Annotated in this window: 26 protein-coding genes; 22 read left to right on the forward strand and 4 right to left on the reverse strand. The window is 40.8% G+C overall.

Annotated features, from left to right (window positions below; all coding sequences use genetic code 11):
- Positions 1 to 12: 12 nt before the first annotated feature.
- From eutH to C9J31_RS08535, 18 genes are all read left to right on the forward strand, one after another.
- Entirely contained in the window at positions 13 to 1260 is a 1248-nt protein-coding gene (gene eutH, locus C9J31_RS08450) for an ethanolamine utilization protein EutH (protein WP_107924248.1), read from the forward strand.
- Between the two features lie 31 nt (positions 1261 to 1291).
- On the forward strand, positions 1292 to 1633 hold the full coding sequence (eutS, locus tag C9J31_RS08455) for an ethanolamine utilization microcompartment protein EutS (protein WP_107924249.1): 342 nt from the start codon (positions 1292 to 1294) through the stop codon (positions 1631 to 1633).
- Between the two features lie 10 nt (positions 1634 to 1643).
- On the forward strand, positions 1644 to 2141 hold the full coding sequence (locus C9J31_RS08460) for a EutP/PduV family microcompartment system protein (RefSeq protein ID WP_107948201.1): 498 nt from the start codon (positions 1644 to 1646) through the stop codon (positions 2139 to 2141).
- A 20-nt stretch (positions 2142 to 2161) separates the two neighbouring features.
- Entirely contained in the window at positions 2162 to 3586 is a 1425-nt protein-coding gene (locus tag C9J31_RS08465) for an ethanolamine ammonia-lyase reactivating factor EutA (RefSeq protein ID WP_107948199.1), read from the forward strand.
- A gap of 6 nt (positions 3587 to 3592) precedes the next feature.
- Complete coding sequence (locus C9J31_RS08470) at positions 3593 to 4963, forward strand: ethanolamine ammonia-lyase subunit EutB (RefSeq protein WP_107948197.1); 1371 nt, start codon at positions 3593 to 3595, stop codon at positions 4961 to 4963.
- Between the two features lie 9 nt (positions 4964 to 4972).
- The gene (gene eutC, locus C9J31_RS08475; protein ID WP_107948195.1) at positions 4973 to 5983 is read left to right on the forward strand and encodes an ethanolamine ammonia-lyase subunit EutC; all 1011 of its coding nucleotides are present in this window, start codon (positions 4973 to 4975) and stop codon (positions 5981 to 5983) included.
- Positions 5984 to 5995: 12 nt separating this feature from the next.
- Positions 5996 to 6646: an ethanolamine utilization microcompartment protein EutL gene (gene eutL / locus C9J31_RS08480; protein ID WP_107924254.1), complete on the forward strand. Its 651-nt coding sequence runs from the start codon at positions 5996 to 5998 to the stop codon at positions 6644 to 6646.
- Between the two features lie 15 nt (positions 6647 to 6661).
- Positions 6662 to 8152, forward strand: coding sequence for an aldehyde dehydrogenase family protein (locus C9J31_RS08485; RefSeq protein ID WP_107948193.1), 1491 nt, complete (start codon positions 6662 to 6664; stop codon positions 8150 to 8152).
- 20 nt (positions 8153 to 8172) lie between these two features.
- Positions 8173 to 8451, forward strand: coding sequence for a BMC domain-containing protein (locus C9J31_RS08490; protein WP_010858947.1), 279 nt, complete (start codon positions 8173 to 8175; stop codon positions 8449 to 8451).
- A 39-nt stretch (positions 8452 to 8490) separates the two neighbouring features.
- Positions 8491 to 9081, forward strand: coding sequence for a phosphate propanoyltransferase (pduL, locus tag C9J31_RS08495; protein ID WP_107948191.1), 591 nt, complete (start codon positions 8491 to 8493; stop codon positions 9079 to 9081).
- A gap of 12 nt (positions 9082 to 9093) precedes the next feature.
- Positions 9094 to 9960, forward strand: a complete 867-nt coding sequence (locus tag C9J31_RS08500) for a phosphate propanoyltransferase (RefSeq protein ID WP_107948189.1) — start codon at positions 9094 to 9096, stop codon at positions 9958 to 9960.
- 36 nt (positions 9961 to 9996) lie between these two features.
- Complete coding sequence (locus C9J31_RS08505; protein ID WP_054767543.1) at positions 9997 to 10281, forward strand: EutN/CcmL family microcompartment protein; 285 nt, start codon at positions 9997 to 9999, stop codon at positions 10279 to 10281.
- Positions 10274 to 10630, forward strand: a complete 357-nt coding sequence (locus tag C9J31_RS08510) for a BMC domain-containing protein (protein ID WP_107924257.1) — start codon at positions 10274 to 10276, stop codon at positions 10628 to 10630. Before C9J31_RS08505 ends, C9J31_RS08510 begins: the two co-directional genes overlap by 8 nt.
- Positions 10627 to 11571, forward strand: coding sequence for a malate dehydrogenase (gene mdh / locus C9J31_RS08515; protein ID WP_107948187.1), 945 nt, complete (start codon positions 10627 to 10629; stop codon positions 11569 to 11571). Before C9J31_RS08510 ends, mdh begins: the two co-directional genes overlap by 4 nt.
- 569 nt (positions 11572 to 12140) lie before the next feature.
- Complete coding sequence (locus tag C9J31_RS08520) at positions 12141 to 12974, forward strand: MerR family transcriptional regulator (RefSeq protein WP_107948185.1); 834 nt, start codon at positions 12141 to 12143, stop codon at positions 12972 to 12974.
- A 41-nt stretch (positions 12975 to 13015) separates the two neighbouring features.
- Positions 13016 to 14038 (forward strand): serine hydrolase domain-containing protein, encoded by a 1023-nt coding sequence (locus C9J31_RS08525; protein WP_107948183.1) that lies wholly within the window; start codon positions 13016 to 13018, stop codon positions 14036 to 14038.
- Positions 14039 to 14214: 176 nt separating this feature from the next.
- Positions 14215 to 15342 (forward strand): NAD(P)/FAD-dependent oxidoreductase, encoded by a 1128-nt coding sequence (locus tag C9J31_RS08530; RefSeq protein WP_107948181.1) that lies wholly within the window; start codon positions 14215 to 14217, stop codon positions 15340 to 15342.
- 256 nt (positions 15343 to 15598) lie between these two features.
- Positions 15599 to 17095: a carboxypeptidase M32 gene (locus C9J31_RS08535; RefSeq protein WP_107948179.1), complete on the forward strand. Its 1497-nt coding sequence runs from the start codon at positions 15599 to 15601 to the stop codon at positions 17093 to 17095.
- A 579-nt stretch (positions 17096 to 17674) separates the two neighbouring features.
- Here the strand turns inward: C9J31_RS08535 and C9J31_RS08540 are convergent.
- From C9J31_RS08540 to C9J31_RS08550, 4 genes are all read right to left on the reverse strand, one after another.
- On the reverse strand, positions 17675 to 19336 hold the full coding sequence (locus C9J31_RS08540) for a b(o/a)3-type cytochrome-c oxidase subunit 1 (protein WP_107948177.1): 1662 nt from the start codon (positions 19334 to 19336) through the stop codon (positions 17675 to 17677).
- Entirely contained in the window at positions 19323 to 19814 is a 492-nt protein-coding gene (locus tag C9J31_RS08545; RefSeq protein ID WP_107948175.1) for a cupredoxin domain-containing protein, read from the reverse strand. The genes C9J31_RS08540 and C9J31_RS08545 overlap by 14 nt, the downstream gene beginning before the upstream one ends.
- A gap of 166 nt (positions 19815 to 19980) precedes the next feature.
- Positions 19981 to 20103 carry a hypothetical protein gene (locus C9J31_RS23955; RefSeq protein WP_268807919.1) on the reverse strand — a complete coding sequence of 41 codons (123 nt, stop codon included), beginning with the start codon at positions 20101 to 20103 and terminating at the stop codon, positions 19981 to 19983.
- Positions 20104 to 20543: 440 nt separating this feature from the next.
- Complete coding sequence (locus tag C9J31_RS08550) at positions 20544 to 21002, reverse strand: chemotaxis protein CheX (RefSeq protein ID WP_054767581.1); 459 nt, start codon at positions 21000 to 21002, stop codon at positions 20544 to 20546.
- A gap of 623 nt (positions 21003 to 21625) precedes the next feature.
- On the opposite strand from C9J31_RS08550, the gene C9J31_RS08555 reads away from it, so the two are divergent.
- From C9J31_RS08555 to C9J31_RS08570, 4 genes are read left to right on the forward strand one after another with little or no spacing between them, the layout of a single operon-like run.
- Complete coding sequence (locus tag C9J31_RS08555) at positions 21626 to 22612, forward strand: ABC transporter ATP-binding protein (RefSeq protein WP_107948174.1); 987 nt, start codon at positions 21626 to 21628, stop codon at positions 22610 to 22612.
- Entirely contained in the window at positions 22613 to 23569 is a 957-nt protein-coding gene (locus tag C9J31_RS08560; protein ID WP_107948172.1) for an ABC transporter ATP-binding protein, read from the forward strand.
- A 17-nt stretch (positions 23570 to 23586) separates the two neighbouring features.
- The gene (locus C9J31_RS08565; protein WP_107924264.1) at positions 23587 to 24378 is read left to right on the forward strand and encodes an IclR family transcriptional regulator; all 792 of its coding nucleotides are present in this window, start codon (positions 23587 to 23589) and stop codon (positions 24376 to 24378) included.
- Positions 24379 to 24406: 28 nt separating this feature from the next.
- A complete protein-coding gene (locus C9J31_RS08570) occupies positions 24407 to 25990 on the forward strand; it encodes an ABC transporter substrate-binding protein (RefSeq protein ID WP_107948170.1) in 1584 nt (527 codons plus the stop codon).
- Positions 25991 to 26050 lie beyond the last annotated feature (60 nt).

The raw sequence follows: 26050 nt of genomic DNA on the forward strand, positions 1-26050 counted from the left end.
GTGGTTAGAAGGATGGCAATGATCGGAACGGTAATCGTTTATATTATTATGATTTGTGCTGTTTTAGGGGCAATCGGTGCAATTCGAGATGCAGAGTATGGAATTGGTAAAGAGTTTATGAATGGCATCCATACCGTTGGCCATATTTTTGTGCCAGCTGCAGGGATAATGGCTGCAATTCCTTACTTAACTTGGTTTATTAGTCATTTTATAAGTCCTATTTTTGAGTTGATTGGGGCAGATCCTGCCATTGCGGCAACAACTATTTTAGCCTCCGATATGGGTGGTTATCAGCTAGCCAATGCCTTGAAAGAATCCTATGAAGGTTGGGTTATGGCCTTGGTTGTCGGATTTATGTCAGGTGCAACCATTGTATTCTCTATTCCGATGGGGCTTGCGATGTTGGACAAGCGTGATCATAAATATATGGCACTAGGCATTATGGCTGGTGTATTAACGATTCCGATTGGTGCATTTATTTCTTCTATCATGATCGTGTTATTTAATACGGAAGTCCGTGAAGTAATTAGTACAACAGAGGCTCCAACCTATGTTTTCGCCATCTCTGTGTTACAAATACTAATCAATTTATTGCCACTGTTTATATTTGTCGTGTTGATTGCACTTGGTCTAAAGCTTATTCCAAACGGTATGATTACAGGTTTCATGTTATTTGGACGTGTGATGGATGCAGCGATTAAATTAGTGTTAGTGTTCTCCATCGTGGAAATTTTCACAGGCATTTTCACTAAGATTTTTGGCGCGTGGGGCTTTGACCCAATCATGGCCGATGAAATCGATCAATTCCGTGCATTAGAAACAGCAGGGTATATCGGTATTATGTTAGCGGGCGCGTTCCCGATGGTGTACTTAATTCGAAAATATGCTTCTGTGCCGCTTGAAGCAGCTGGTAAAAAATTAGGTTTATCTTCTGTAGGCAGTGCTGGTATTTTAGCGACGATTGCCAATATTTTAGCGATGTTCACACTTATTCGAGATATGCCACCGAAAGATAAGGTCATCAATATTGCCTTTGGTGTCTGTGCGGCTTTCCTACTAGGGGATCATTTATCGTTTACGGCGAATTTCCAACCAACGATTATCTTGCCGGTTATTACCGGGAAACTACTAGCAGGTATTATTGCCATTTATCTAGCTTATAAACTATCGGTTCCAACAGCCCTAAGGCTCGAACAAGAGGATCGTCAAGCGGGCATTATTAAAGCAGACGAATACTTAACAGATCGAAAGTCCGAATAGCAAGACAAAAATGATGAAGAGGTGATGATGTGTGAGTGAAGAAAAAAAACGTTTTATTCAGGAGTTCGTTCCAGGTAAACAGCTAACATTAAGTCATCTAATCGCCAATCCTGATCCCGATATGTTTCAAAAACTGGGCATTCAAGAAGCGGGTGCGCTAGGTATTATGACTTGTACACCGAGTGAAACAGTTATTATTGCGGGTGATTTAGCGACAAAGGCGGCAAATGTACGACTAGGATTTTTAGATCGTTTTACTGGCAGTCTGGTTATTGTGGGTAGTGTGTCTGAGGTTGAAATGGCGATGTTAGAGATAAATCGATTTTTATCGGAAAGCTTAGGCTATACGCCATCAAAAATTACGAAGTCTTAGGATGTGCCATATGAAAAATCGAGTAATGATCATAGGCGGCGTTCAGGCGGGGAAATCCACGCTCATGAATGCACTATTAGGGAAAGATGGACTCGCCCATAAAACACAGGCACTTGTTTATGATGACTGGATTGTCGATACACCCGGAGAATATATTGAAAATCCAATGTATTACAGAAATATCATGGCGACATCACTCGAAGTAACACATGTCATCTATTTACAAGATGCCACGTCATCAAGGAGTGTTTTCCCACCGCAATTTAGCTTAGGGATTCCCAAAATACAAATTGGCGTCATTACGAAAATTGACGCACCCCTTGCAGATGTAGAGAGAGCCACCACCTTATTAAAAAAAGTCATGACACATGGCCCTATCATAAAAACCTCTGCATGGCAAAAGCTGGGTATTGAGTATATTGCACCGCTGATTCAGCTCAATTGTGACGAAGACATTCGCCAATTTGTGAACAATAGTGATAGTCCATATCTCATGTATAGCCAATAGGGGATGGAAGGTGAAGTGAGTTGAAGACAGAGAAAATTTATAGTGCAGGCATCGATATTGGAACGAGTACAACGAAGATGGTTGTCAGTAGTTTGTTGCTAAAAAACGTAGCTGGACTGACACATGTGCCACGAATAGAAATTATTGAAAAAACGATTTTACATCAAAGTCCCATTATTAGAACACCCTTTATCAACAAAGAAGTAATTGATATGGAAAAAATAGAACAGTTTATTTTTCAGCAATATGAACTGGCGGGTATTGCACCGGCAGATATTGCAACCGGAGCAATTATTATCACAGGTGAATCCGCAACAAAGCAAAATGCCAGCGAGGTTATACATGCTATCGCGAACACTGCGGGACATTTTTTAGTCGCCACTGCTGGCCCTGATTTAGAAGGAATTATTGCAGCAAAAGGTGCAGGCACGTTACAGCAGTCAAAGAATACAGCGAAAGTCATCGCCAATATTGATATCGGTGGCGGGACGGCAAATATTGCTGTTATGCAATTTGGAGAAGTCATTGGCACATGTACATTACATATCGGTGGACGACTTATCGAATTTCATCATGGAGTTGTCCAATCGATTTCATCACCCATTCGCAAATTAATGGACATATGGCCCGATCCATTAAGCGTTGGTGATGCGGCAGAGGATAAGCGTGTCATTCGATGTATGGAAGAAATGGTAGACACTTTAGCAATGACATTAAGTGGGCAATTAACAGATGAACGGCATCCGTTATTGTTGGGGCATTTGCCCAACTGGGATAAACCGATAGATGCCATTATGTTTTCCGGCGGGGTTGCCGCTTGTCTCTATGAAAATGATTGTAGTGAACGTCAGTATGATGATATTGGCGAAAAACTAGCGAAAATGCTGTTGCAACATGAGCAGCTACAATCATTTTTATGGCTAAAACCGCAGGAAACGTCACGGGCAACGGTGACCGGAGCATGTACACAGACAACCGAAATTAGTGGTGCAACGATTCAAGTGAATGCCGATGTTTTGCCATTAAAAAATGTCCCTGTTATTACTTGCCATATGGATAGCCCATTGGAAGAGGTTGAACATGTGGTGAAAACAGCTGTAGAAAGAGCAGACACCCTTTTTTCAATACAAGAGAACCGCTCACCTTTTGCCCTATATTTTAGTCATTTACCCTATTTAAGTTTTCAAGATGTCCATCGATTATGTGAGGTCATCTTGCAACAATTAGCGGCAAGAAGTTCCAAAGAAATGCCAATTATTATCGTTATGCAATCAGATTATGCAAAGGTCATAGGGCAAACAATACAAGCTCTTCATCGCACTGTCCCAATTATTTGCATCGATCAAATCAAAGTAGAAACAGGTGATTATATCGACATAGGGGAAGTACTACCGTCTGGTGTGGTCCCTGTTGTTGTCAAAACACTTGCATTCCACTCAAAGTAAAGGAGGATGAATGTGAAACTATCGATGATGTTTGGTGGAGAAAAATATAATTTTGATTCATTAAAAGATGTCATGGCCAAGGCCAACGAAGAAAAATCGGGCGATCAGCTAGCTGGGATCGCCGCCGAATCTGTACAACAGCGAATTGCAGCAAAAGCAGTAATAAGTGAACTATTAGTAAAAGACATTAGAGAAAATCCACTAATTCCTCCAGAAAATGATGAAGTTACACGTATCATTGAACAAGACGTCAATGAGCAAGTCTATGGAGAAATTAAAAACTGGAGCATTGAGCAACTTCGAGAATACATTTTGTCGAATGACACAGGTGATCGGGAGTTAAAGCGTTTAAGTAAGGGCATGAATTCGGAAATTATTGCGGCTGTGACAAAGCTCATGTCTAATTTAGATCTCGTTCATGCGGCCAATAAAGTAGAAATATTATCGACCTGTAATAGTACCATCGGACAAAAGGGTACACTGGCCTCCCGCTTACAGCCAAATCACCCGACAGACAATATTGATGGCATCATTGCCTCATTAAAAGAAGGTTTGTCTTATGGCATTGGCGATGCTGTCATCGGTATTAACCCTGTAGATGATTCAGTAGAAAGTGTCAAAAAAGTTTTGCATGCCACGAAAGATTTCATCAATGACTGGTCGATTCCAACGCAAAACTGTGTCTTGGCACATATTACAACACAGATGAAGGCCATTAAGCAGGGGGCACCAGCAGATATGATTTTCCAAAGTATCGCTGGGACAGAAATAGCGAATCGCTCGTTCGGTATTTCTGCTGACATGATAAGAGAAGCACAAGAGCTTGTGAAAAAGCAAGGCACTGGTACGGGGCCAAATTTATTTTACTTTGAAACGGGACAGGGGTCGGAGCTTTCCGCAGAAGCACATATGGGCATTGACCAAGTCACGTTAGAATCACGCAATTATGGCTTTGCCCGACATTTTAATCCGTATATCGTCAACACGGTTGTTGGTTTTATCGGCCCAGAGTATTTATACAACAATAAGCAAGTTATACGTGCTGGTCTGGAAGATCATTTCATGGGCAAAATGCATGGCATCCCAATGGGCGTCGATATTTGTTATACGAATCATATAAAAGCAGACCAAAATGATATTGAGGATTTAAGCGTTTTACTAACGGCGGCTGGTGTGAATTTTATCATTGCCGCGGCAATGGGAGACGATGTCATGCTGAACTACCAGTCAATGAGCTTCCACGATGTAGCCACATTGCTGCAAACGTTTGGCAAAAAGCCAACCCCTGCCTATTTAGCGTGGCTAGAAAAAATGGGGATTTATGAAAATGGTCGTCTTTCAGCGAGGGCAGGCGATTTATCTTTGTTTGAAAGGTAGGTGAATAACGTGAATGAACAATTAGTATCGATGATAACACAACTCGTAATGGAAAAAATGGGTGGGAGTACGAAAGCAGATGCTCCTAAAAATACTGTTACGCCAAGCGAAAAATCAAAAGAAACGCTAAGTAAATTGGATGAGAATGCAGACAATGTTGCCCATGAAATGCCAACTGTAGCACCTAACGATACATTGATTAAACTTTACAACCATGCATCCCATACGCCACAACAGTCGTATGAGCCAAGCTTTGGTGAGCCGGCTGACCGTATAGCCCCTATCACCACATTTCAATTTGAAGATGACAACGTCTCTGAAAGTGTACAGGCCGCAAGAAAGCATACACCAGCAAGGATAGGGGTTGGACGTGCAGGCACTAGACCTAAAACGAAAACATGGCTTAAGTTTCGACTCGATCATGCAGCTGCGGTGGATGCGGTCTATGGAGAAGTGACGGACAATTTATTGAAGCAGTTAAATGTCTTCCAAGTCACAACGAGAGTAACAGACAAAGAGGAGTACATTACAAGACCGGATTTAGGTCGCCGTTTATCGGATGAATCAAAGGCACTGATTCAAGCAAAATGTCAAAATAATCCGCAAGTCCAAATTATTATTTCGAATGGCTTAAGTGCCAGTGCAATTGAAGCCAATATCCAAGATGTTTATTTAGCCTTACAGCAGAGCTTAAGCAATTTAAATATTGACATAGGAACTACCTTTTATATTGATAAAGGGCGAGTGGCACTAATGGATGAGATTGGCGAGCTTTTACAAGCAGAGGTAGTTGTTTATTTAATAGGCGAACGGCCTGGTCTTGTCTCTGCTGAGTCGATGAGTGCCTATCTTTGCTACAAGCCGAGATTTGGCACAGTAGAAGCAGATCGGATGGTTATATCCAACATCCATAAAGGTGGTATCCCGCCATTAGAGGCAGGTGCTTATCTAGGAACGGTTGTTGAAAAAATATTGCAGTACAAGGCAAGTGGTGTTGGTCTTGTGGCAAAAGAAAGTTAGAGGTGATGCGCATTGAATCCTCAAAAAATAATGGCCCAACTATTAGCCATGCAAATAATACCTCGAGTGAATAACGAGTTAGCCGAGCAATTAGCCTTAAAACCGAACCACACGAGCATTGGCATTGTCACGCTGACCATTGATGATGTTGGCTATGTAGCCTTTGACGAAGCAACGAAAAAAGCAGATGTCGAAGTGGTCTATGCGAAAAGCTTTTATGCAGGTGCTGCGCATGCATCTGGTCCGTTATCTGGGGAAGTGATTGGCATTATCGCAGGCAGCTCGCCAGATGAAATACGCAGTGGTTTAGAGGCAATTCAGCAGAAAATACAGTTTGATACGTATTTTGAAGCGATTCTTGGCAATGAACAGCATGCACTTTTTGCGCATACGGTAGCGAGTTGCGGAACGTATCTGGCTGAACAGGCTAATGTCAAAGTGGGCACAGCTCTTGCTTACTTAATCGCACCACCGCTCGAAGCCGTTGTTGGCTTAGATGCCGCATTAAAGGCAGCAGATGTAGAGCTCAAGGTATTCTATGGCCCACCTTCTGAAACCAATTTTGGTGGTGGCTTATTAAGTGGTAGTCAATCGTCGTGCCAAGCGGCAGCAGATGCTTTTAGGGAAGCCATTGACAATTTGGCGAGAAACCCAGTGATTTAGAAAGGAGGTGGCGTTATGGCCACATTAGATAAAGATTTATTAGCTATTCAAGAAATGAGAGATGCTGTAACCCGTGCTAATAGTGCACAGGCTGCCTACCTACAATTTTCACAGCAACAAGTAGATACAATCGTCAAGGCAGTTGCAGACGCAGCCTTTAAAGAGGCAGATCGATTGGCGAAAATGGCTGTGCAAGAGACAGGGATGGGCATACCCAATCATAAGAAAATGAAAAATGAAGTTGCTTCAAGAGATGTTTATGAAGATATAAAAGATTTAAAGACGGTAGGGGTTATTGGTGTCGATCGCCTGAAAAAAGTTACAGAAATTGCTAGCCCATTTGGGGTTATTGCAGGCATTGTGCCAACGACAAATCCGACGTCAACAGCCATCTTTAAAACGATTATTTCGTTGAAAACAAGAAATGGCCTTGTGTTAAGTCCCCACCCATATGCCGTTAAATGTACGAAGGAAGCTTTGGATGTTTGTAGAATCGCTGCTGAAAAGGCAGGAGCACCCGAAGGATTACTGCAATGTTTAACGATGTCGTCGATGGAGGCAACACAGCAATTGTTAAAGCATCCTAATATTCATTTAATATTAGCGACTGGTGGAGGTGCGTTGGTGAAAGCGGCTTATAGCTCAGGCAAGCCCGCTTATGGGGTAGGTCCAGGCAATGTGCCCGCCTATATCGAAAAATCCGCCAATATTGCAAAAGCCGTGCGTCAGCTTGTACAAAGTAAGTCATTTGATAATGGCACCATTTGTGCAACAGAACAGGCCATTATTGTCGATCGCAGCATTGCACAGCAAGTCATGGCGGAGTTAAAGAAAAACCATGCTTATATTTTGAGTGATGAAGAAAAATTGAAGATGGAGAAAATGATTTCACCGGTGCCCGGCAAAGTCAACCCACAAATTGTTGGGAAATCCGCATCCTGCTTAGCAGATTCGGTTGGCATCACGGTGCCAGATGACACCAAAGTACTTGTCGGTGTCGAAACGATGATTGGGAAGAATATTCCATTTTCACTTGAAAAGCTCTCTCCGATATTTGCCTTGTACACAGTAGAAGGAAGTACGGAGGCTAAACAGGTCATGATTGATTTATTGAATATTGGTGGGCGTGGACATTCTTGTGCAATTCATACGGAAAACGAAGCCTTAGCTGAGCAGTTTGCCATTGATTTGCCTGTGTCACGCATTGTTGTCAATACGCTTTCATCCATCGGTGCTGTTGGAGGAACGACTGGCCTTGCTCCATCCTTCACATTAGGCTGTGGGACATTTGGCGGCAATATAACGTCCGATAACATTACAGCTAGACATTTAATGAATATCAAGCGCATGGCATACGGCATTAAGGATGTTGAAGTACCAAAACCAGCGTTCGAAATTACACCACTAGTAGAAAATATCAAGGCACAAGAACCGACTTTGGATAACGCAGTGGTTCAGCAAATCGTAGATGAAGTATTAAAACAAATTGTGTTACAAAAAAATTAATTTACTTGGAGGAATGACAAATGAGTACAGCATTAGGAATGGTAGAAACAAAAGGATTAGTAGGAGCAATTGAAGCGGCAGATGCAATGGTCAAAGCTGCAAGCGTGAATTTAGTAGGAAAAGTCCATGTTGGTGGCGGTATTGTCACAGTACTAGTACGTGGTGATGTTGGGGCAGTGAAAGCAGCTACGGATGCAGGTGCAGCAGCAGCAGGACGTGTAGGAGAATTATTATCTGTCCATGTAATTCCACGTCCTCATAACGAGTTAGAGTTAATCTTACCAAAATCAGAAGCTTAATAAATATGTAGAAGTTTACTAGATATAGAGGTGGCTAGCTTGATAACAGAGGTAAAAACATTCCCTGTAGCCGTTTCAGCTCGTCATATACATGTAAGTGAAGAAGATTTACAGGCACTTTTTGGTCCCGATGCCACATTAACATGGGATTTTGCTCTTTCGCAACCAGGCCAATTTGCAGCAAAAGAACGGGTGTCCATCGTGGGGCCAAAAGGTGTTATTCATAATGTACGTGTATTAGGACCAGTCAGAGCAGCAACACAGGTAGAGGTAAGTCGAACAGATGCTGTGAAATTAGGAGTATCAGCCCCGTTGCGACAATCAGGTGACATTGAAAACTCTGCTAGCATTAACATCATGGTTGCAGATAAGGAAGTGACTATACAGCAAGGTGTCATAATAGCACAGGCGCATATTCATATGAAGCCAGCAGATGCTTTGGCATTAAACGTCGAAAATAATGAATGGGTAGCTGTTGAGGTGGAGAGTGAACGACCTGTTACTTTTCGTGGTGTCGTTGTCCGTGTGTCAGAAGATTTTAGTTTAGAGATGCATATCGATACAGATGAAGCCAATGCCGGTTTTATTGAGCAGCAGGCACAAGGAAAAATTATCAAATCATGGACGTAAGGAGGAGGTCTGATGCAAGAAAATTTAGTGCAACAAATTGTGGAAGAAGTATTACAGCAAGTGTTAAAAAGTCAACCTTCCTTGCAACATGATGGAAAAATCCCGATTGGTGTATCGGCACGTCATGTCCATTTAGCACAAGCAGAGGTGGAACTGTTATTTGGTGAAAACTATCAGTTGACGCCGAAATTCGAGCTTTCACAGCCCGGTCAGTTTGCCGCGGAGGAAACTGTGTTGATTGCAGGTCCGAAGGGCTCTATAGAAAGGGTACGCATTTTAGGCCCAGCTCGTGCCTTATCGCAAGTAGAGATTAGTTGGACAGATGCCATGAAAATAGGCGTCAAACCACCCTTGCGAACTTCAGGAGATATAAAGGGTTCTAGCCCGATTACATTGATTGGACCAAAGGGTAGCGTGTCGCTTGCCGAAGGACTGATTATTGCACAAGCACATATTCATATGTCACCAGAGGATAGTAGTCGACTCCAAGTTGCTGATGGGCAGTCTGTCCAGGTCAAGGTAGAAGGGATAAGACCGATTATTTTATCGAATGTCATTATTCGTGTTTCTGAGCGCTATCGCTTAGAAATGCATATTGATACAGATGAAGCTAATGCGGGTTTAATTCAACAAGGTGCCAAGGCTGAAATCGTCAATGCCCCAGCTATAGAAAGCTTGCAACCGATAGAACGACAAGCAGTCGTGAAGCTAACTGAGGAAAAATCCATCTTCCATTTTGACAAGAAGTTGCTGTCACAAGGAGAAGTACTTGCAATAGATGCGCAAGAAATTATCGTCTCAAAGAAGACAATTGTCACAGCATTAGCCTATGACAAAATACGCGAGTTAAACAAAACATTAACGATTAGCACTGGGTAAGCGAAGAATCGAGCCTAGGGTAAAGAGGGTGAAGGCATGCAGATGGGAAGAGTCATCGGCAGTGTTTGGGCGACGAGGAAGGAAGAAGGGTTAAATGGCTTAAAATTATTAATCATTCAACCTATCGACTCAAATCAACAGCCGATTCGCACTGAGATTGTGGCAGCAGACCGCATTGGGGCTGGTGTTGGAGATGATGTGCTCATTACAAGTGGTGGGTCATCACGCTACATTATGAAAGAGAATCCATTGCCCATTGATGCAGTCGTTATTGGCATTATTGATTCTACGGAAGTTATGCGAGGTGAAGTAAATGAGTAGTGCAATTGGAATGATTGAAACAAAAGGATTAATCGGCTCGTTAGAAGCAGCCGATGCAATGATTAAGTCTTCCGATGTGACCATTGTGAAACAGGAATTTGTCGATGGTGGCATTGTAACAATCGTGGTCAAAGGAGATGTTGGCTCAGTGCAGGCGGCTGTCGAGGCTGGTAAGGCGGCAGCAATGCGTGTTGGTGAATTACTAGGTGCACATGTAATCCCTAGACCAGATGATGATGTTTTTCAGATGATCAATGGACCACAGCCACCAAAGAAAAAACCGTTACCAACCCGCGCTAAAAAAACAGCGGAAACAGTGGCTGATGAAGGCCGAGGTGAAACGGTATGACATTTCAAAAAAGTAAAATTGCGGTTATCGGTGCTGGTCATACCGGAGCAACGTTAAGCTTATTTTTAGCACAAAAAGAGTTAGGCGACGTAGTGCTGTTAGATATTCCTGAAGCAGACAATCCGACCAAGGGAAAAGCGCTTGATTTACTACAAACTGGACCGATTGAAAAGTTTAATGTCTCGGTAACAGGAACAAGTAATTACGAAGATATAGCAGGTGCAAGTATCGTTGTCATAACAGCGGGCATTCCACGTAAACCAGGCATGAGCCGGGATGATTTAGTGACAACGAATGCGAAAATCATCAAACAAGTATCTGCGCAAATAAAAAGATATGCGCCACACAGTATTGTGCTCGTACTGAGCAACCCTGTAGATGCCATGACTTATGTTTGCTATAAAGAGACTGGTTTTCCGAAAAATCGTGTCATCGGCCAATCAGGTGTCTTGGATACAGCCCGATTTAACACATTTGTAGCACAAGAGTTACACATTGCACCAGAGGATGTCTCAGGTTTCGTATTAGGCGGACATGGAGATGAAATGGTGCCGCTCATTCGCTATTCTTATGCAGGAGGCATTCCACTAGAAAAACTGATTCCCCAAGAAAGATTACAGCAAATAGTGGAACGCACCCGAAAAGGTGGCGGAGAAATCGTTGGTTTGCTTGGCAACGGCAGTGCCTACTATGCGCCAGCCGCAGCCTGTGCCCAAATGGTGGAAATCATCATGAAAGATCAACGGAAAATTATTCCTTCTATTGCCCTGTTAGAAGGAGAGTACGGCTATCACCAATTATTTTTAGGTGTACCGACAATTCTCGGCGGAAATGGCATCGAATCGGTTATCGAATTACAGCTAACGAAAGAAGAACAACAAGCCCTGCATCATTCCGCAGAGGCGGTACATCAAGTATTGAACATTTGCCAAAATATATAAGGGCAGAGCAAGGCACTAGCTAGCCTACTTTAGCCAGTAGTATCTATATTTATCCCCAAATATAGATACTACTATAAGATTTTGCTCTACATGTTTGAACTGCAAAACCAATCGAAATTACGCTTGAACGCCATTTGCATATTTTGTTTAGAATTCCCCCAAAAATTAATATAGATCAGAAGCTCTCTTCTAGCGTGAAAGCGTTGAAGGGCGCTTCTTTTTGTCTTCACGCAGAAGCTTGGTCTCACCATAGACGGTCAGTAAAAAACTATACATCGTTATGCATGGGCGTACGCCAAGCCTCCCTTGCTTACGTTTCGTGTGTGGTTTCATTTGTCTCGCATGCTTGCAGGAGTTTCAGATCAGCCGCTCAAACATTTACTGAAAGTGAAAGCTAATGCAAAAATCCATCCTGCAATTTTGCTTCTTATAATAAGGAATACCGTATTTAAAAATTATGTACAAGCCTACGTTAAACAAAATTATTGAAGTTGACTTTGCCCTAAGGGAAAGGTGTATAACTGAATGGAACAAGGTTTTGATAAACATCGGAACATGGAGGTGGCTGCTTGCTATCGATTGGAGAATTCTCAAAAATCTGCGGCGTGTCAACTAAGACACTGCGCTATTATGCTGAAATTGGATTAATTACGCCTGATGACATTAATACTGACAACGGTTATCGGTATTATGCCATCAAGCAACTGAAAAAGATGCTCTTTATTAATCGTTTAAAATCTTATCATTTTTCGTTAGAGGAAATAAAAGCCCTTGTGGAACTGGAAGAACATCAAGCAGAAGAGGAGCTTGCTGCGGCTTTTACTTGCAAAAGACATGCAATGCAGAAGAAGCTAAATGCCTTAGCCTATACCGTCAAACAAATGAGCACAGATATTCTCAATTTAGAGAAGGGTATACCCATTATGTCTTACCTTGACAAAATTGACGTCCAGCTTGTTGAAACGCAGCCAATGACTCTTCTTTATAGCCGTCAACGAATGACGAGTGCTGACTTTGAGACAGGATATGGGACATATTTTAGCAAGCTCTATGAAAAGATTGCTATCGATAAACTTACCTTGCTTGGGAAGCCAATGACTTTTTATCATAGTCCAGAGTTCAATCCTGTCGGCAATGATACAGAGTTTGCAATCCCAATTAAGGAGGCTGTAACAGGAACGAGAGATGTGCCTGGTACCCTTTGTGCGAAATCGGTTTTAAAGGGGGCATATCCAGAATTGACATCAGTATACGCAAACTTGATGGAATGGCTAGCAAATGAGGGCTATGAATTGGTGAAATCACCGTATGAAGTGTATATAACCAACCCTAATGAAGTCACTGTTCCTGAGGAGATCATTACCGAGGTGTATTTTCCTGTAAAGAAAATAGCGACAACATAAAAAATCTATTAAAACCAAAACGTCTTTAGGAGGACTTCTAAATGCAAAAAAATGTTGGGCCAACTACAACATGGCAAGCCGTAGACCCTAAAATGGGGGAAATGGACACTGCAAAGCTTGCAGAGCTTGAACAGAAGATACAATCCGAGTACAGCAATATCAATGGTATGGTTGTAGTAAGAAATGGCAGTATTGCTTATGAAAGATACTATAATGGCTTTGGTCCAGATGACACGTATCATGTGGCATCTGTAACAAAAAGTATACTATCAGCGCTCATCGGTATTGCTATCCATGCAGGATATATTCACAATGTAGATCAGAAAGTGCTAGATTTTTTCCCGGAATATGTGGCTAATGCTGCTGACAAGCAGAAACATCAAATTACTATACGCCACCTTCTGACGATGACTGCGCCCTATCCATTTGATGACTGGCATGAGCCGTTAGATAAGTTGTGTCAACAAGCAGATTGGGTAAAATATACTCTTGATATGTTAGGTGAACAAGGTAAAATCGGTGTGTTTAAATATGCCACATCAGGAGCACATCTACTTTCAGCGATTATCACACGTAGTACAGGCAAGAATGCCCGAGCGTTTGCCAATGAACATCTATTCAGCGCTATTGGCATGAAAGTAATCCCTCAGTATGCCATGACATCATTTGGCTTTGAAGATTTATTTGGACACAATGTAAAAGGCTGGGTGGAAGACCCCAATGGCCATGCCACTGGAGGATGGGGACTTACCCTCAGCGCACGTGATATGGCTCGTTTTGGCACGCTCTATTTGAACGGTGGTCAGTGGGACAGTCAACAAATTATTCCGACATCATGGATTAGTGAATCCACTGCGATGAATCCCAATAATTATGGCTATCTCTGGTGGTTAAGAGAGGAGGACGGTGTTTCTGCCTACTTAGCACTAGGTGATGGTGGCCATGTCATTTGTTGCATCCCAGCAAAAGACTTAGTAGTAGCCATCGCCTCTACCTTCATCATGAATCCCCGTGATAGATGGACACTGATTAAGGAACAGATTCTGCCGGCAGTAATTGATTAAATATATTTTCTCCAAGTTTGGCAAAGAGGAGAGTAGAAAAGTAAAAGGTGCCTGTTTAAAAAGTACTGATTTGAGTTTTAGGATTGCCTAACAGATATTAATTGTAAATGTAAGGACAATACTTTCATGCGGAGTTCGTTATAATGGATACAGTGATTTAGGAAAGGGATGTAAACATGAAGAAAGTCATTGTTATTGGATCAGGAATTCTTGGGGCATCGACAGCATACCAGTTAGCCAAGATGGGTGCGGATGTTCTAATTGTAGATCGCAAAGATAAAGGACAGGCTACAGATGCCGCTGCTGGTATTATTTGCCCTTGGTTATCACAGCGACGCAATCAAGCATGGTACCAGTTGGCTAAGGCCGGCGCACGTTTTTACCCGGGGTTGATTAAAGAGCTCGAAAGGGAGGGTGAAGCAGAAACAGGCTATGCTCAAGTTGGTGCAATTAGTATTCATGACGATTTGGAGAAAATAAAAAGGATGGGAGAGCGGGCACAATTACGAAAAGTGGATGCACCGGAAATCGGTGAAATTACCCAGCTTAATAAAAAAGAAACCCATGAGCGTTTTCCTTTGTTAACAGAAGATTATCATTCTGTTCATATTAGCGGTGCTGCACGGGTAGATGGTCGTGCGCTACGCGATGCATTGCTTCGATCAGCCCAAAGGAACGGGGCTGTCCTGATAAACGGGGATGCAAGGCTTCAATATCAGTCGAACCGAATTACAGGAGTAATTGTCGGTGATACAAGCTTCTCGTCTGACATGGTGGTTGTTTGTGCAGGTGCCTGGGCCAATCAACTGCTGCAGCCATTAGGCATTCACTTTAAAGTTAGCTTTCAAAAAGCACAAATTATGCATCTACAAGTACCTGATAGACAAGACACAGGCACTTGGCCTGTAGTCATGCCGCCATCTGATCAATACCTGCTTTCTTTTGATAACCAGAAGATTGTTATAGGAGCGACTCACGAAAATGAAATGGAAGGCTATGATACAAGAATCACAGCAGGAGGAATACAAGAAATTCTGAATAAAGGGTTAGATATAGCACCTGATTTAGCAAATAGCATTTTTCAGGAGGTAAGAGTTGGTTTTCGTCCTTTTACACCTGGTTTTCTACCGGTGATAGGGGCTATTCCTGGCTGGGATGGTCTAATAACGGCGAACGGACTTGGTGCGTCCGGATTGACGATGGGCCCCTTTATTGGAGGGCAGCTAGCAAAGATGGCACTAGGAATAGCTCTGGATATCAATCTAAATGATTATGATATTCGAAAAGCTCTGGATGAAAATTGAACATTTTCAAATTAATTGAAAAGAGTGATTGAAATACCTCTAGCGCTCGGGTAGGTGGAGGGAGCGCTCAGGTAAGGCGTTCCACCGCTCAGGTAAGTCCCACCACCGCTCGGATAGTGCGAAATCAACTGTGAACAAGCATGGAAATCAACACACAACAATGATATTGCACATATTTTAAATACTTAAAAGTCCATAATATCCAAAATTTTCGAAAATATGATAAAATAATAGCGAGAAAAAGGGGGATGATGGCATGGCCGTTCAACGATTTATAGATTATGTGAAGAAAATGGAACATTATGAAGAAGCGCTCAGTGTAATTTATTGGGATATGCGCACGGGGGCACCTAAGAAGGGACTCGCTCAGCGCTCAGAAGTGATTGGGACGCTATCTGCCTCACTATTTGACATGCAAACGAGTGAAGTATTAGGGGAGTTACTTACGGTACTTGAAGCGCAGAAGGAAGAGCTGGATTATGTCACACTACGCTTAGTTGAGGAAGTGCGCAAAAACTACGACAATAATAAAAAAATTCCAGCACATGAGTACAAGGAATTTGTAATCTTGCAATCGAAAGCAGAAGCCGTTTGGGAAGAGGCAAAAGCAGAAAATAATTTTGCGCTATTTTTACCATACCTCGAAGAAATCATCGCTTGGCAAAAGAAATTTATCGGTTATTGGGGCATGAAAAATGGCTCGCCATACAACACATTACTGGACCAATATGAGCCAGAAATGACGACGGAAATTTTAGACCGCGTTTTTGGCGAGTTACGTACAACGATTGTGTCACTGGTACAAAAAATTGCTGCATCATCAAATAAACCAGATACCAGCGTTTTATTTAAGCATTTCCCGCGCGAGGAACAACGAGCGCTGTCACTAGAAATTTTAGCGCAACTTGGCTATGATTTTGATGCGGGTCGCTTAGACGAAAGTGTCCATCCATTTATGATCGGTTTAAATCATGGGGATAACCGGATTACTACGAAATATGATGAAGCGGATTTCCGTTCGGCGATATTTGGTACAATTCATGAGTGTGGACATGCCATGTATGAACAAAATATTGACGCCAAGCTTGATGGTTTACCATTAGCACAAGGCACATCAATGGGCATACACGAATCCCAATCATTGTTTTATGAAAACTTTGTCGGTCGAAACGAAAAATTCTGGGAGCATAATTATGAGCGTCTGCAAAAGTATTCGCCCGCACAATTTGGTGAAGTTGCATTAGCCGATTTCTTACGTGCCATTAATATGGTGGAACCGTCACTTATCCGTATTGAAGCAGATGAGCTAACGTATGCGCTGCATATTATGATTCGTTATGAGATTGAGCGCGACTTGTTCAATGGTGATTTACAAGCAAAAGATTTACCGCAAGTATGGAATGCTAAGTACGAGGAATACTTAGGTATTCGACCTGAGACAGATGCACAAGGGGTACTGCAAGATATGCACTGGTCAGGTGGCATGTTTGGTTATTTCCCATCTTATGCTTTAGGTCTGATCTATGCGGCACAGTGGAAGCATGCGATGGACAAGGATATTCCAAACTTTGATGACCTGCTAGCAAATGGCGAGCTACTGCCTATTCGTGAATGGCTAAGCGATAAGGTCCATCAATATGGTGCATTGAAAAAACCTTTCGAGCTGCTCCAAGCGGCGACAGGGGAAGGCTTGAATGGCCACTATCTAGCAAACTATTTACAAGACAAATATACAAAACTGTATCAGCTATAAAAAAGTGATATCTCTATTACGGAGAAATCGCTTCAGTTTGACGATAAAAGGCATTCAGAATGATGATATTCTGAATGCCTTTTCCATTGCGCTTAAAATTCCACGAGCTACTACGAATTCAACTATTATACCATTTCTGGACTTCGCTATATTCAGTTAGCAAGTTTCTCAAAGTCATTGAAGCAAAAGTAAGTATTATCTGCATGACCAGCTTTGAGGGTTATCCCATGCTTCTTTTGCAATGTGTAAAACACAATCTAGCGTTTTCTTAGCGACGCGCTTAAATTTGTTTATTATTTTGACGATGTTCATGATTTAAATTTTCAGTCATCCTATCCATCGCCTTTAATTTATAGCTGACGCCATTCGCCTTTCGCTACAGAGCAAAGTTTCCTGCGGGAATCGCAAGAGCTAAAGGCTCCGAGAGGATATAGCAACGAGGAGACTGAAGCCAGCCTATGAAAAGCGTCCGCCGTAGCGGAAATCAACGGGTTCATCTAGATACTTCTATTTTAAAAGAAAAAGCGATTTCTCATTACAGAGAAATCGCTTTAATAAAGAAGATGCGGGATGCATGAGTTACCAAAGTTTATAGCCTTTTGAGCCAGGAGGTGAGTTGGAAATAATATCAATCAGTGGAACTGTGTAAGCAAATAATATTAATGCGACTAAAATAACAAGCCATAGTTTAAAGTTTTCTAAAATGGCTGGTGTTTTGCCACTGTGCTCATGTACGTCGCTTACTGGGAACTCTTCGTCACCTTTTGGTGCGAACCATGCTAGTTTTACAACGATATACATAATTACTAGGATGGCGATGAACAAAATTGTACCACCAACTGCTTGTGCAATTTGATATGGAATCCAATCATATGCTTGTTGGGCGCCACCGTACTCAGAGTAATCTGAACGACGAGGTGCACCGATAAGACCTGCGATATGCATAGCAGAAGACATGATTGTCATACCAACTGCCCATAAAATCCCTGCGAAGTTACCAAGATTGTTTAATGATTTTGTGAGCGTACGACCTGTTAAATGCGGAATTAACCAGAATGCAGCACCGAAGTAAGTTAACACGACAGCCGTAGCGATTGTTAAATGGAAATGTCCCGTTACCCAAATGGTGTTATGGATTAATTGGTTCATTTGATAAGAAGCATTGACGATCCCGCCAGCACCACCAGGAATGAACGACACCATACCGATGAAAGGTACAAAGAAACGTACATCAGTCCACGGTAATTTTTTGAACCAACCGAAGAGACCTTTTCCACCTAATTCACGTCCACGTAATTCAAACATAGCGAACATGGAGAAGGCTGTCATTAAGGATGGCACAATAACGGCAAATGTTAAAACAACTTGAATGAATTTCCATGTACCATCAATACCTGGTTCAGTTAATTGGTGATGAATCCCAACAGGTACAGAGAATAATAAGAAAAGAATAAATGCCAGTCTAGCTAGAGAATCAGAGAAAATTTTCCCGCCAATAATCTTTGGAATCATCGTATACCAAACCATATAAGCTGGTAATAACCAGAAGTATACAAGGGCATGCCCGAAATACCAGAATAATGTACGAGATAAGGCTACATCAACACGTTCGATGAAACCTAATGACCAAGGCAGTAGCTGGAATAACACAGAAACGGCTACACCTAGCGTGGCAACAAACCACATCAGATTGTTAACAACAACCATAAATGATAGTAGGGGACTCGGTTGCCCACTTGCTTTATTTTCTTTACGCCATTGTGCATAACGTAAAATTTGACCTGCACCGCCAACCCAAGAACCTACAACGACTAATGTTAAGCCTAAGTAGAAAATCCAGTGTGCTTGAAGAGGAGCATAGAACGTATAGAGAACGGTTGCTTTATTGAGTAACACCATAGTTGCTGCCGCAGCTGTACCAATCGTCATTAACCAGAATCCAATCCAGCCAAGACGACGTTGAGCAGCTGAGAACGTGCCAGAAGTACGGCTTACACTGGCTATTTGGAAACCAAAAATAAAGTACGTTGTTAAAATAAGACCGAGTAACACACCGTGTACTGTTAAAACTTGATAATAACCAATACCTGCTGGTAACGTGAATTGTCCAGAGCGTACAAACACTTGTAATAAACCTGCAAGGCCACCTAATAATAATGCGATAAATGCGACATAAATATGCGCCATTGCAAGCTTCGCGTCACGACGATCCACCTTTGTCAAATTATTATTCAGACTCATTTGGATCCACCACCTTTAGCATAGAGTGCATCATCGTATGTCCTGTACCGCAGTACTCGTTACAGACGATTAAAAACTCTCCTACTTTATTTACTACTGTTACATATTCGGAAATATACCCAGGTTCAAGCATCATATTAATATTTGTGCCGGCAACCTCAAAGCCGTGCATTACATCTTCACTTGTACCGATAAACTTCACTTTTGCCCCAAGTGGAACTTCGATTTCAGGGGGATTGTAATAGAACGCAGAAGCTAAAACAACGACTTCATAATCCCAATCCTTGCCCTCTACTTTATGGACACCAGGGTTATCAAATGGTGCAATTTCTTTTGCTTTCTCGTAATCTAGTGTTTTTTTACCGTTGTTCGGATGTGAGCCTTGATGGAATGCACCAATGCCGAGAATAACGAGAAATGCCACTAAAGTAGTGACGCCAAACACTAGCCAATATTTCTCATACTTATGTAAGTGCATATATCTCTGTCCCTTCTTTCTAAAATTAATGACATCTTGCTGAAATGTTCATCCCGCTGCTTGGCATGGGGCTAAACACATAGGTAAATATTTACAGACTTTAACGTGAATTAACTGCTTTTGTCATACTGAACACCGAATGAAAAAGGTAATTTACGGTGATAAGTTAAAAGCGGCCGATGAATAAATTGAAGCAGTATACCCACAGTAAAATAATAATGATGCCGACTCCAAATACTGCATAGAGTGAACCTTTAAGATTATCTTCTGACTTCTTTTTATTTGCCATTGTTGCTCCCTCCTACGCTTTCTTAGTGGACTTTCTTAATGTCATCATATAGAAATTTATGTCGATTTGATGTGAAAAAAATCACACTTTCTCGGTCAAAGTGTGAAAAAAATGTGAAATGTAGAGCGAAAACAAAAGAAGGTATCTTACCAATAGGTAAAAAGACAGTTTAGTAGTCATTCGCTCAAAGGTGTCAATAAAAAAAATAAATAAACGTTCTGAGCATTGAGACCTAATCTTGTAGTTCGACGATTGATAGCTTTGAGATGGATGTGCGTGGTCGTTCAGCAGTAGTTTGCACAAAAATAAGAGGGCAACCCCTAAGTGATGTATGTATCACTAGGGGCTGCCCTCCTATGTAGGCGAATGCCAAATTTTATGCATAAATGTTTGATGCGATGGCATAAGATGTATCGTTTGCAAGATCAGAATCTAGTTAGTTATGCTTCTTCTTCAATGGTTAATAGAACCGTTAGTGCACCAATGTCTGGAATCGTAACAGGGAGGACAAAGGCTTTCTCAAACCCATATAACTTCGTGTTTCCCACCATTACAGTTGGTGGCGTAATATCAATTTCAAGGTTTTGTTGTCCGACAGCCGTACATAAGTTACCTGCAATCATGTTTCCGAATTCACCTGTAAAGGATTCTAACATTTCTCCTTCAAGAGGCATACCAAACATCGTGTTGCCAATGCCACTGAATATTTCAGGAGAGGAATCAATGATAACACGGCCCTTTAAATCTCCAATAAGCCCAATTAATACGCCCATTTGTTGCTGTTGAAAAGGTTCAGAAATAATACTTGGCGATTTCACCTGGATATCCATGGGTAGTATCGATTTTAATGCATGGATTGTCCCGTTTAAAATAGTTTGAAAGTACTTCGAATTACTCATCATTACCGCATCCTTTTTCCGACTTTTCTACATCTTACCATGTTAAAAGGGTAAGATGAAAGTATGTCTTGACGAAATAGGCTGAAATTTATATTATATTAGTGAGAATGATTTTCAAATTCAATAAGATAGTGCAAAAGTTTTCGTTTTTAAGTTGAAGTATCTATAAGAAAAGGAGCGGTCAGCAATGACATTCGTATTCATTGGAGTAACAGTGGCGATCTATATTGGCGTGGGGAAATACGTCATGAAACAAGCGACTGCACATATAAAATAGGAAAGTTTGTATTTTAGCTGTTGCCATATAAAATGATTATTATTTTAATAAAGAGAGTATGACACAAAAGTTCTTTTGAGTCATACTCTTTTTTTGTGCAAAAAAATCAACATTTGTAAAATGATTTATCAACGAAATCCCTTGGTTATATGTAAAGTGGAAATCTGCAAAAGCCTATTTATTCGACAAAAAATAAGAAAAATAGAGAAAAAGTATTTATTTTTATAGAATAATTTTATTAAACTAAATATTTATTTTTTTCTGAAAACTATTGAAATAGGTTATTTTTTTATGTAGAATTTTAAAAAATGGAATCGCTTTTCACATATTGGAACGGAGGTTAAAAATGGCTGTCAACATTTTGGAAGTCAAAGATTTGAAAATAGGATTTGAACAAGACAAAAAAGACATAGCGATTGTCAATGGCGTGTCATTACAACTTGAAAAAGGAAAAACTTTAGGGATTGTTGGCGAATCAGGCTGTGGTAAAAGTATGACGTCGCTATCACTAATGGGATTGTTACCTTCTGGAGTGGATTGGCAAAATGGAGACATTTACATAGACCAAATGCAAATTAACAAAAAATCAAAAAAAGAATGGCGAAACGTTCGAGGGAAAAAAATAGCAATGATTTTCCAGGAACCGATGAGTTCGTTAAATCCAGTTTATAAAGTTGGTTCTCAAATAGTTGAAATGATTCTTAGTCATGAGCATATATCCAAAAAAGAGGCGCTTCAACGTGCTGTTGACATGCTTCAACTTGTTGGAATTCCTCGCCCAGAAAGAGTAGTGAATGAGTATCCTCATCAATTATCAGGTGGGATGCGTCAACGAGTCATGATTGCCATGGCATTAGCATGTGGTCCAGAAATATTAATTGCAGATGAACCTACTACTGCATTAGACGTGACGATTCAGGCGCAAATTCTCGAATTGATGAAAGACCTGCAAGAGAAATTACAGATGTCTATCATTATCATCACGCATGATCTTGGCGTCGTTGCTGAAATTTGCGAACGAGTAATCGTCATGTACGCAGGAGAAATAGTTGAAGAAGCGACTGTTTTAGATCTTTTTAATCATCCTCTCCATCCTTATACACAGGGTCTATTGAATTCATTGCCAGATATTGAGACAGAGCAGGAGTATTTACCTTCAATTGAGGGAGTTGTACCAGCCCCAGCGGATATGCCAGCAGGTTGTAGATTTTTCGATCGATGTGAGTATGCAACAGGAAAATGTAAGAATAAACCAAGTTTGTTTACAACAAATATTGGCAGTACAGTGCGTTGCTGGCTTTATGAGAGCGGAGAATTAAAAGGGGGGATGTAAATGGTCAGTCCATTATTAGAAGTAAAACACTTGAAAAAATATTTCAACTTAAAAGGATCACGGGCAGATTATTTAAAAGCAGTAGATGATATTTCATTTACTGTAAATGAAGGAGAGGTTTTAGGCATAGTTGGTGAATCAGGCTGTGGAAAGTCTACGATGGGAAAAACACTCATTCAATTACTTACACCAACAGAGGGCGAAATTTTATTAAACGGAGAAAATATTGCAAACCTAAGCCCGAAAAAGGTACGTGAAAAACGCCGAGACATGCAAATTATTTTCCAAGATCCTTTTTCTTCCCTTAATCCTCGAATGAAGGTCTATAAAATCATTGAAGAACCATTGGTTAATTTTAAGATTGGTACAAAAGAAGAAAGAAAACAACGAGTTTATGAAGTAGCTAAACAGGTGGGACTGACACAAAAGCAATTAGATCGTTTCCCACATGAATTTTCAGGTGGTCAAAGACAACGAATAGGCATTGCGAGAGCACTTGTTTCAAATCCTAAGCTCATTATAGCGGACGAGCCTGTATCTGCACTTGATGTATCGATTCAATCTCAAGTATTGAACATCATGAAAGACTTAAAGAAGGAAATGAATCTTACCTATATCTTCATTTCACATGATTTAAGTGTCGTCCATCATTTTTGTGATCGTATTGGTGTTATGTACTTAGGGAAATTAGTGGAAGTAGCGGATAAGCATGAATTGTTTAGTAATCCAAAACATCCCTATACAAAAGCGTTACTATCGGCATTACCAAAATCGCATCCTTCGAGAGAAAAAGAGCGGATTGTCCTGAGAGGAGATGTTCCAAATCCTGCAAACCCACCTAGTGGATGTACATTCCATACAAGATGTCCTAATTGTATGGACATATGCACAGTGACGCCTCCTACCCTAAAAAGAATGGGTGAGAAGCATGATGTATCCTGCTTACTTTATGAATAAAAAATGGAGCGATTATGATGAGTAAAACAATAGAAAAAGGCATTAACATTTTGACATTATTTACGGAAGAAAAACCTTCCTGGCGTTTAGATGAACTGGCACATGAAACAGACATTCCAAAGCCTACCTTACTTAGATTTCTGAAGACATTCACAGAATTAGGGGTGTTAAAACGCCCATATATTCAAAGTGGTGGTCAACTAGTGTTGAGTGATCATTATTTTCTTGGACATAAATTAATTGAATTGGGGGCTATTGCTGCTAATTCCATTGAAATTCGTTCACTTGCTATACCACATATGAAAATGTTACAGCAGAAATTTGACTTAGCTGTTCAGTTAATCGTGATGGACGATACAGATGGTCTATACATTGAAAAAATAGAAAGTCTAAAACCGGTATTACTTTATACAAGAGTAGGGAGAAGGGCGCCACTGTACGCAGGTGCTTGTTCACGTATTATCTTATCTTTCCAATCAGAAGAAAAAATACAAGAAGTTTTACAAAAAACACGTAAAAAATATGCCAGTGGAACACCGGTAACAGACGAAGAAATCTATGAATTGATTGAATTTGGAAAAAACAATGGCTATGCCTACAGTGTTTCCGAACTAGAAGAGGGCACCATTTCAATAGCTGTACCAATTTTTAATAGCAATCGTGAAGTAGAATATTCCATCAGTATCGCTGGAATAGATTCACTATTACCTAAAGAAAAAGTAAATGGTTTTTTAGAGGGGCTTTGGGCCACAGCGGCTTCAATATCAGCTGAATTAGGTTATTCGTTGCCATATCCATATGGTGTATAAATAGCAAACAACAAAGGGGATGTCGTATATGAAAAAATACAAATTGTTCACGTTGTTACTTGTATGTATGCTGCTCGTATTAACAGCATGTAGTGGTGACACATCAGAAAGTGGTAATAAAGAAAAAAATAATGGAAAAGTGAAGGGTGAAAATCCAGCAATAGCCCGTGGCAACGAATTAGTCATTCGTGTTCCGGGAGATCCACAAAACTGGGATCCAATTGATACATATCTATTGGCTTGGAGTATGGTTGGAACTTCTGTATTTGAAGGTTTAGTTAGTCGTTCACTTGACTTAGAAATTCAACCCGGCTTAGCAGAGTCTTGGGAATATGTAGATGATAAGACACTCGTATTCCAATTGCGTAATGGCGTTACATTCCACAATGGCGAACCATTTAACGCAGAAGCAGTTAAATTTACATTTGACCGTTTACTTGGTGAAGAGGGGCAAAAGGGGCCTCAATATTCAAACTATACATCGATTGATCGTGTAGAAGTAACTGGCGATTATGAAGTAACAATGTATTTAAAGGCAATTGACCCAGTGTTATTAACGAAATTATCTGGTTACGGTGCAGTCATCGTTCCACCAAAATACATTACTGAACAGAGTGCAGAGAATTTTGATATGAAACCTGTCGGAACAGGTCCATTCAAGATGACGGATTACCAACGTGATAAAGAAGTGGTCGTGGAGCGTTATGCAGATTATTGGAATAAAGACGCAATTAAGCTAGATAAAGTAACGTTTAAAGTCATTCCAGAAACTGCGACAGCATTAGCAGAATTACAAACAGGTAACATTGATATTATGACACGCTTAGAAGTTGCTCAAGCAGCAACCGCAGAAGGTACTGACTTCATCACTTTAATGGATGTACCTACCCCTACAGCATACTCGATACGCTTTGATACAGCGAAAGCACCTGTAGACGATGTACGAGTTCGACAAGCAATCAACTTTGCCATTGATAAGGAAACAATCGTGAAAGAAATCTTAGGTGGTTATGGAAAACTTATCAGCTCATTCCAAAGTGAACTTTCATTTGGCTATAACAAAGATTTACAACCATATCCATATGATCCTGAAAAGGCAAAAAAACTTCTTGCTGAGGCAAATGTTGCTGAAGGAACAACATTAGAATTCTATATTCCGGGTACTGATGGAACATTTAAAGAAATTGCACAAGCAGTCGCTTTCTATTTACAAGAAGTGGGCTTAAAAGTATCTATTAATAGTGTAGAAAATACAACCTTCCAATCAGAATTAATACCAAAAGGCGACGCTGGTCATATGTATAAAAATGGTTGGGGTGGTTGGACTTTAGACTTTGATAATACTGCCTATTTAATGTATCACGAAGGAGAATTTTGGAATCCAACTTATAAAAACGATAAAGTTGAACAATTGTTAACTGCGGAACGTGCGACGAATGATAGTACGGAACGTGAAAAAATCTTTAAAGAACTGACAGACGTATTATATGAAGATGCAGCAGAAGTGAATTTATATTCAGAAGTTGAAATATACGGAGTGAATAAGCGAGTAAAAGATTTCCAACCACCACATGATGGCCGCTTTAGATTTGAAGGGGTTACTGTCGAGTAATTAGTAAGTTATGAGATAGTATGCTTGCATACTATCTCTTTCATTTCAAACTAGGAGGAT

This window comes from Lysinibacillus parviboronicapiens (assembly GCF_003049605.2).
Taxonomy (GTDB): Bacteria; Bacillota; Bacilli; order Bacillales_A; family Planococcaceae; genus Lysinibacillus; species Lysinibacillus parviboronicapiens.

Bases quoted from the DNA above. Each gene is read 5' to 3' on its own strand.
- eutH (WP_107924248.1), top strand. From the start codon at position 13: ATGGCAATGATCGGAACGGTAATCGTTTATATTATTATGATTTGTGCT.
- C9J31_RS08460 (WP_107948201.1), top strand. From the start codon at position 1,644: ATGAAAAATCGAGTAATGATCATAGGCGGCGTTCAGGCGGGGAAATCC.
- C9J31_RS08470 (WP_107948197.1), top strand. From the start codon at position 3,593: ATGAATGTGAAACTATCGATGATGTTTGGTGGAGAAAAATATAATTTT.
- C9J31_RS08485 (WP_107948193.1), top strand. From the start codon at position 6,662: ATGGCCACATTAGATAAAGATTTATTAGCTATTCAAGAAATGAGAGAT.
- C9J31_RS08490 (WP_010858947.1), top strand. From the start codon at position 8,173: ATGAGTACAGCATTAGGAATGGTAGAAACAAAAGGATTAGTAGGAGCA.
- C9J31_RS08500 (WP_107948189.1), top strand. From the start codon at position 9,094: ATGCAAGAAAATTTAGTGCAACAAATTGTGGAAGAAGTATTACAGCAA.
- C9J31_RS08505 (WP_054767543.1), top strand. From the start codon at position 9,997: ATGCAGATGGGAAGAGTCATCGGCAGTGTTTGGGCGACGAGGAAGGAA.
- C9J31_RS08510 (WP_107924257.1), top strand. From the start codon at position 10,274: ATGAGTAGTGCAATTGGAATGATTGAAACAAAAGGATTAATCGGCTCG.
- mdh (WP_107948187.1), top strand. From the start codon at position 10,627: ATGACATTTCAAAAAAGTAAAATTGCGGTTATCGGTGCTGGTCATACC.
- C9J31_RS08525 (WP_107948183.1), top strand. From the start codon at position 13,016: ATGCAAAAAAATGTTGGGCCAACTACAACATGGCAAGCCGTAGACCCT.
- C9J31_RS08530 (WP_107948181.1), top strand. From the start codon at position 14,215: ATGAAGAAAGTCATTGTTATTGGATCAGGAATTCTTGGGGCATCGACA.
- C9J31_RS08535 (WP_107948179.1), top strand. From the start codon at position 15,599: ATGGCCGTTCAACGATTTATAGATTATGTGAAGAAAATGGAACATTAT.
- C9J31_RS08540 (WP_107948177.1), bottom strand. From the start codon at position 19,336: ATGAGTCTGAATAATAATTTGACAAAGGTGGATCGTCGTGACGCGAAG.
- C9J31_RS08545 (WP_107948175.1), bottom strand. From the start codon at position 19,814: ATGCACTTACATAAGTATGAGAAATATTGGCTAGTGTTTGGCGTCACT.
- C9J31_RS23955 (WP_268807919.1), bottom strand. From the start codon at position 20,103: ATGGCAAATAAAAAGAAGTCAGAAGATAATCTTAAAGGTTCACTCTAT.
- C9J31_RS08550 (WP_054767581.1), bottom strand. From the start codon at position 21,002: ATGAGTAATTCGAAGTACTTTCAAACTATTTTAAACGGGACAATCCAT.
- C9J31_RS08555 (WP_107948174.1), top strand. From the start codon at position 21,626: ATGGCTGTCAACATTTTGGAAGTCAAAGATTTGAAAATAGGATTTGAA.
- C9J31_RS08560 (WP_107948172.1), top strand. From the start codon at position 22,613: ATGGTCAGTCCATTATTAGAAGTAAAACACTTGAAAAAATATTTCAAC.
- C9J31_RS08565 (WP_107924264.1), top strand. From the start codon at position 23,587: ATGAGTAAAACAATAGAAAAAGGCATTAACATTTTGACATTATTTACG.
- C9J31_RS08570 (WP_107948170.1), top strand. From the start codon at position 24,407: ATGAAAAAATACAAATTGTTCACGTTGTTACTTGTATGTATGCTGCTC.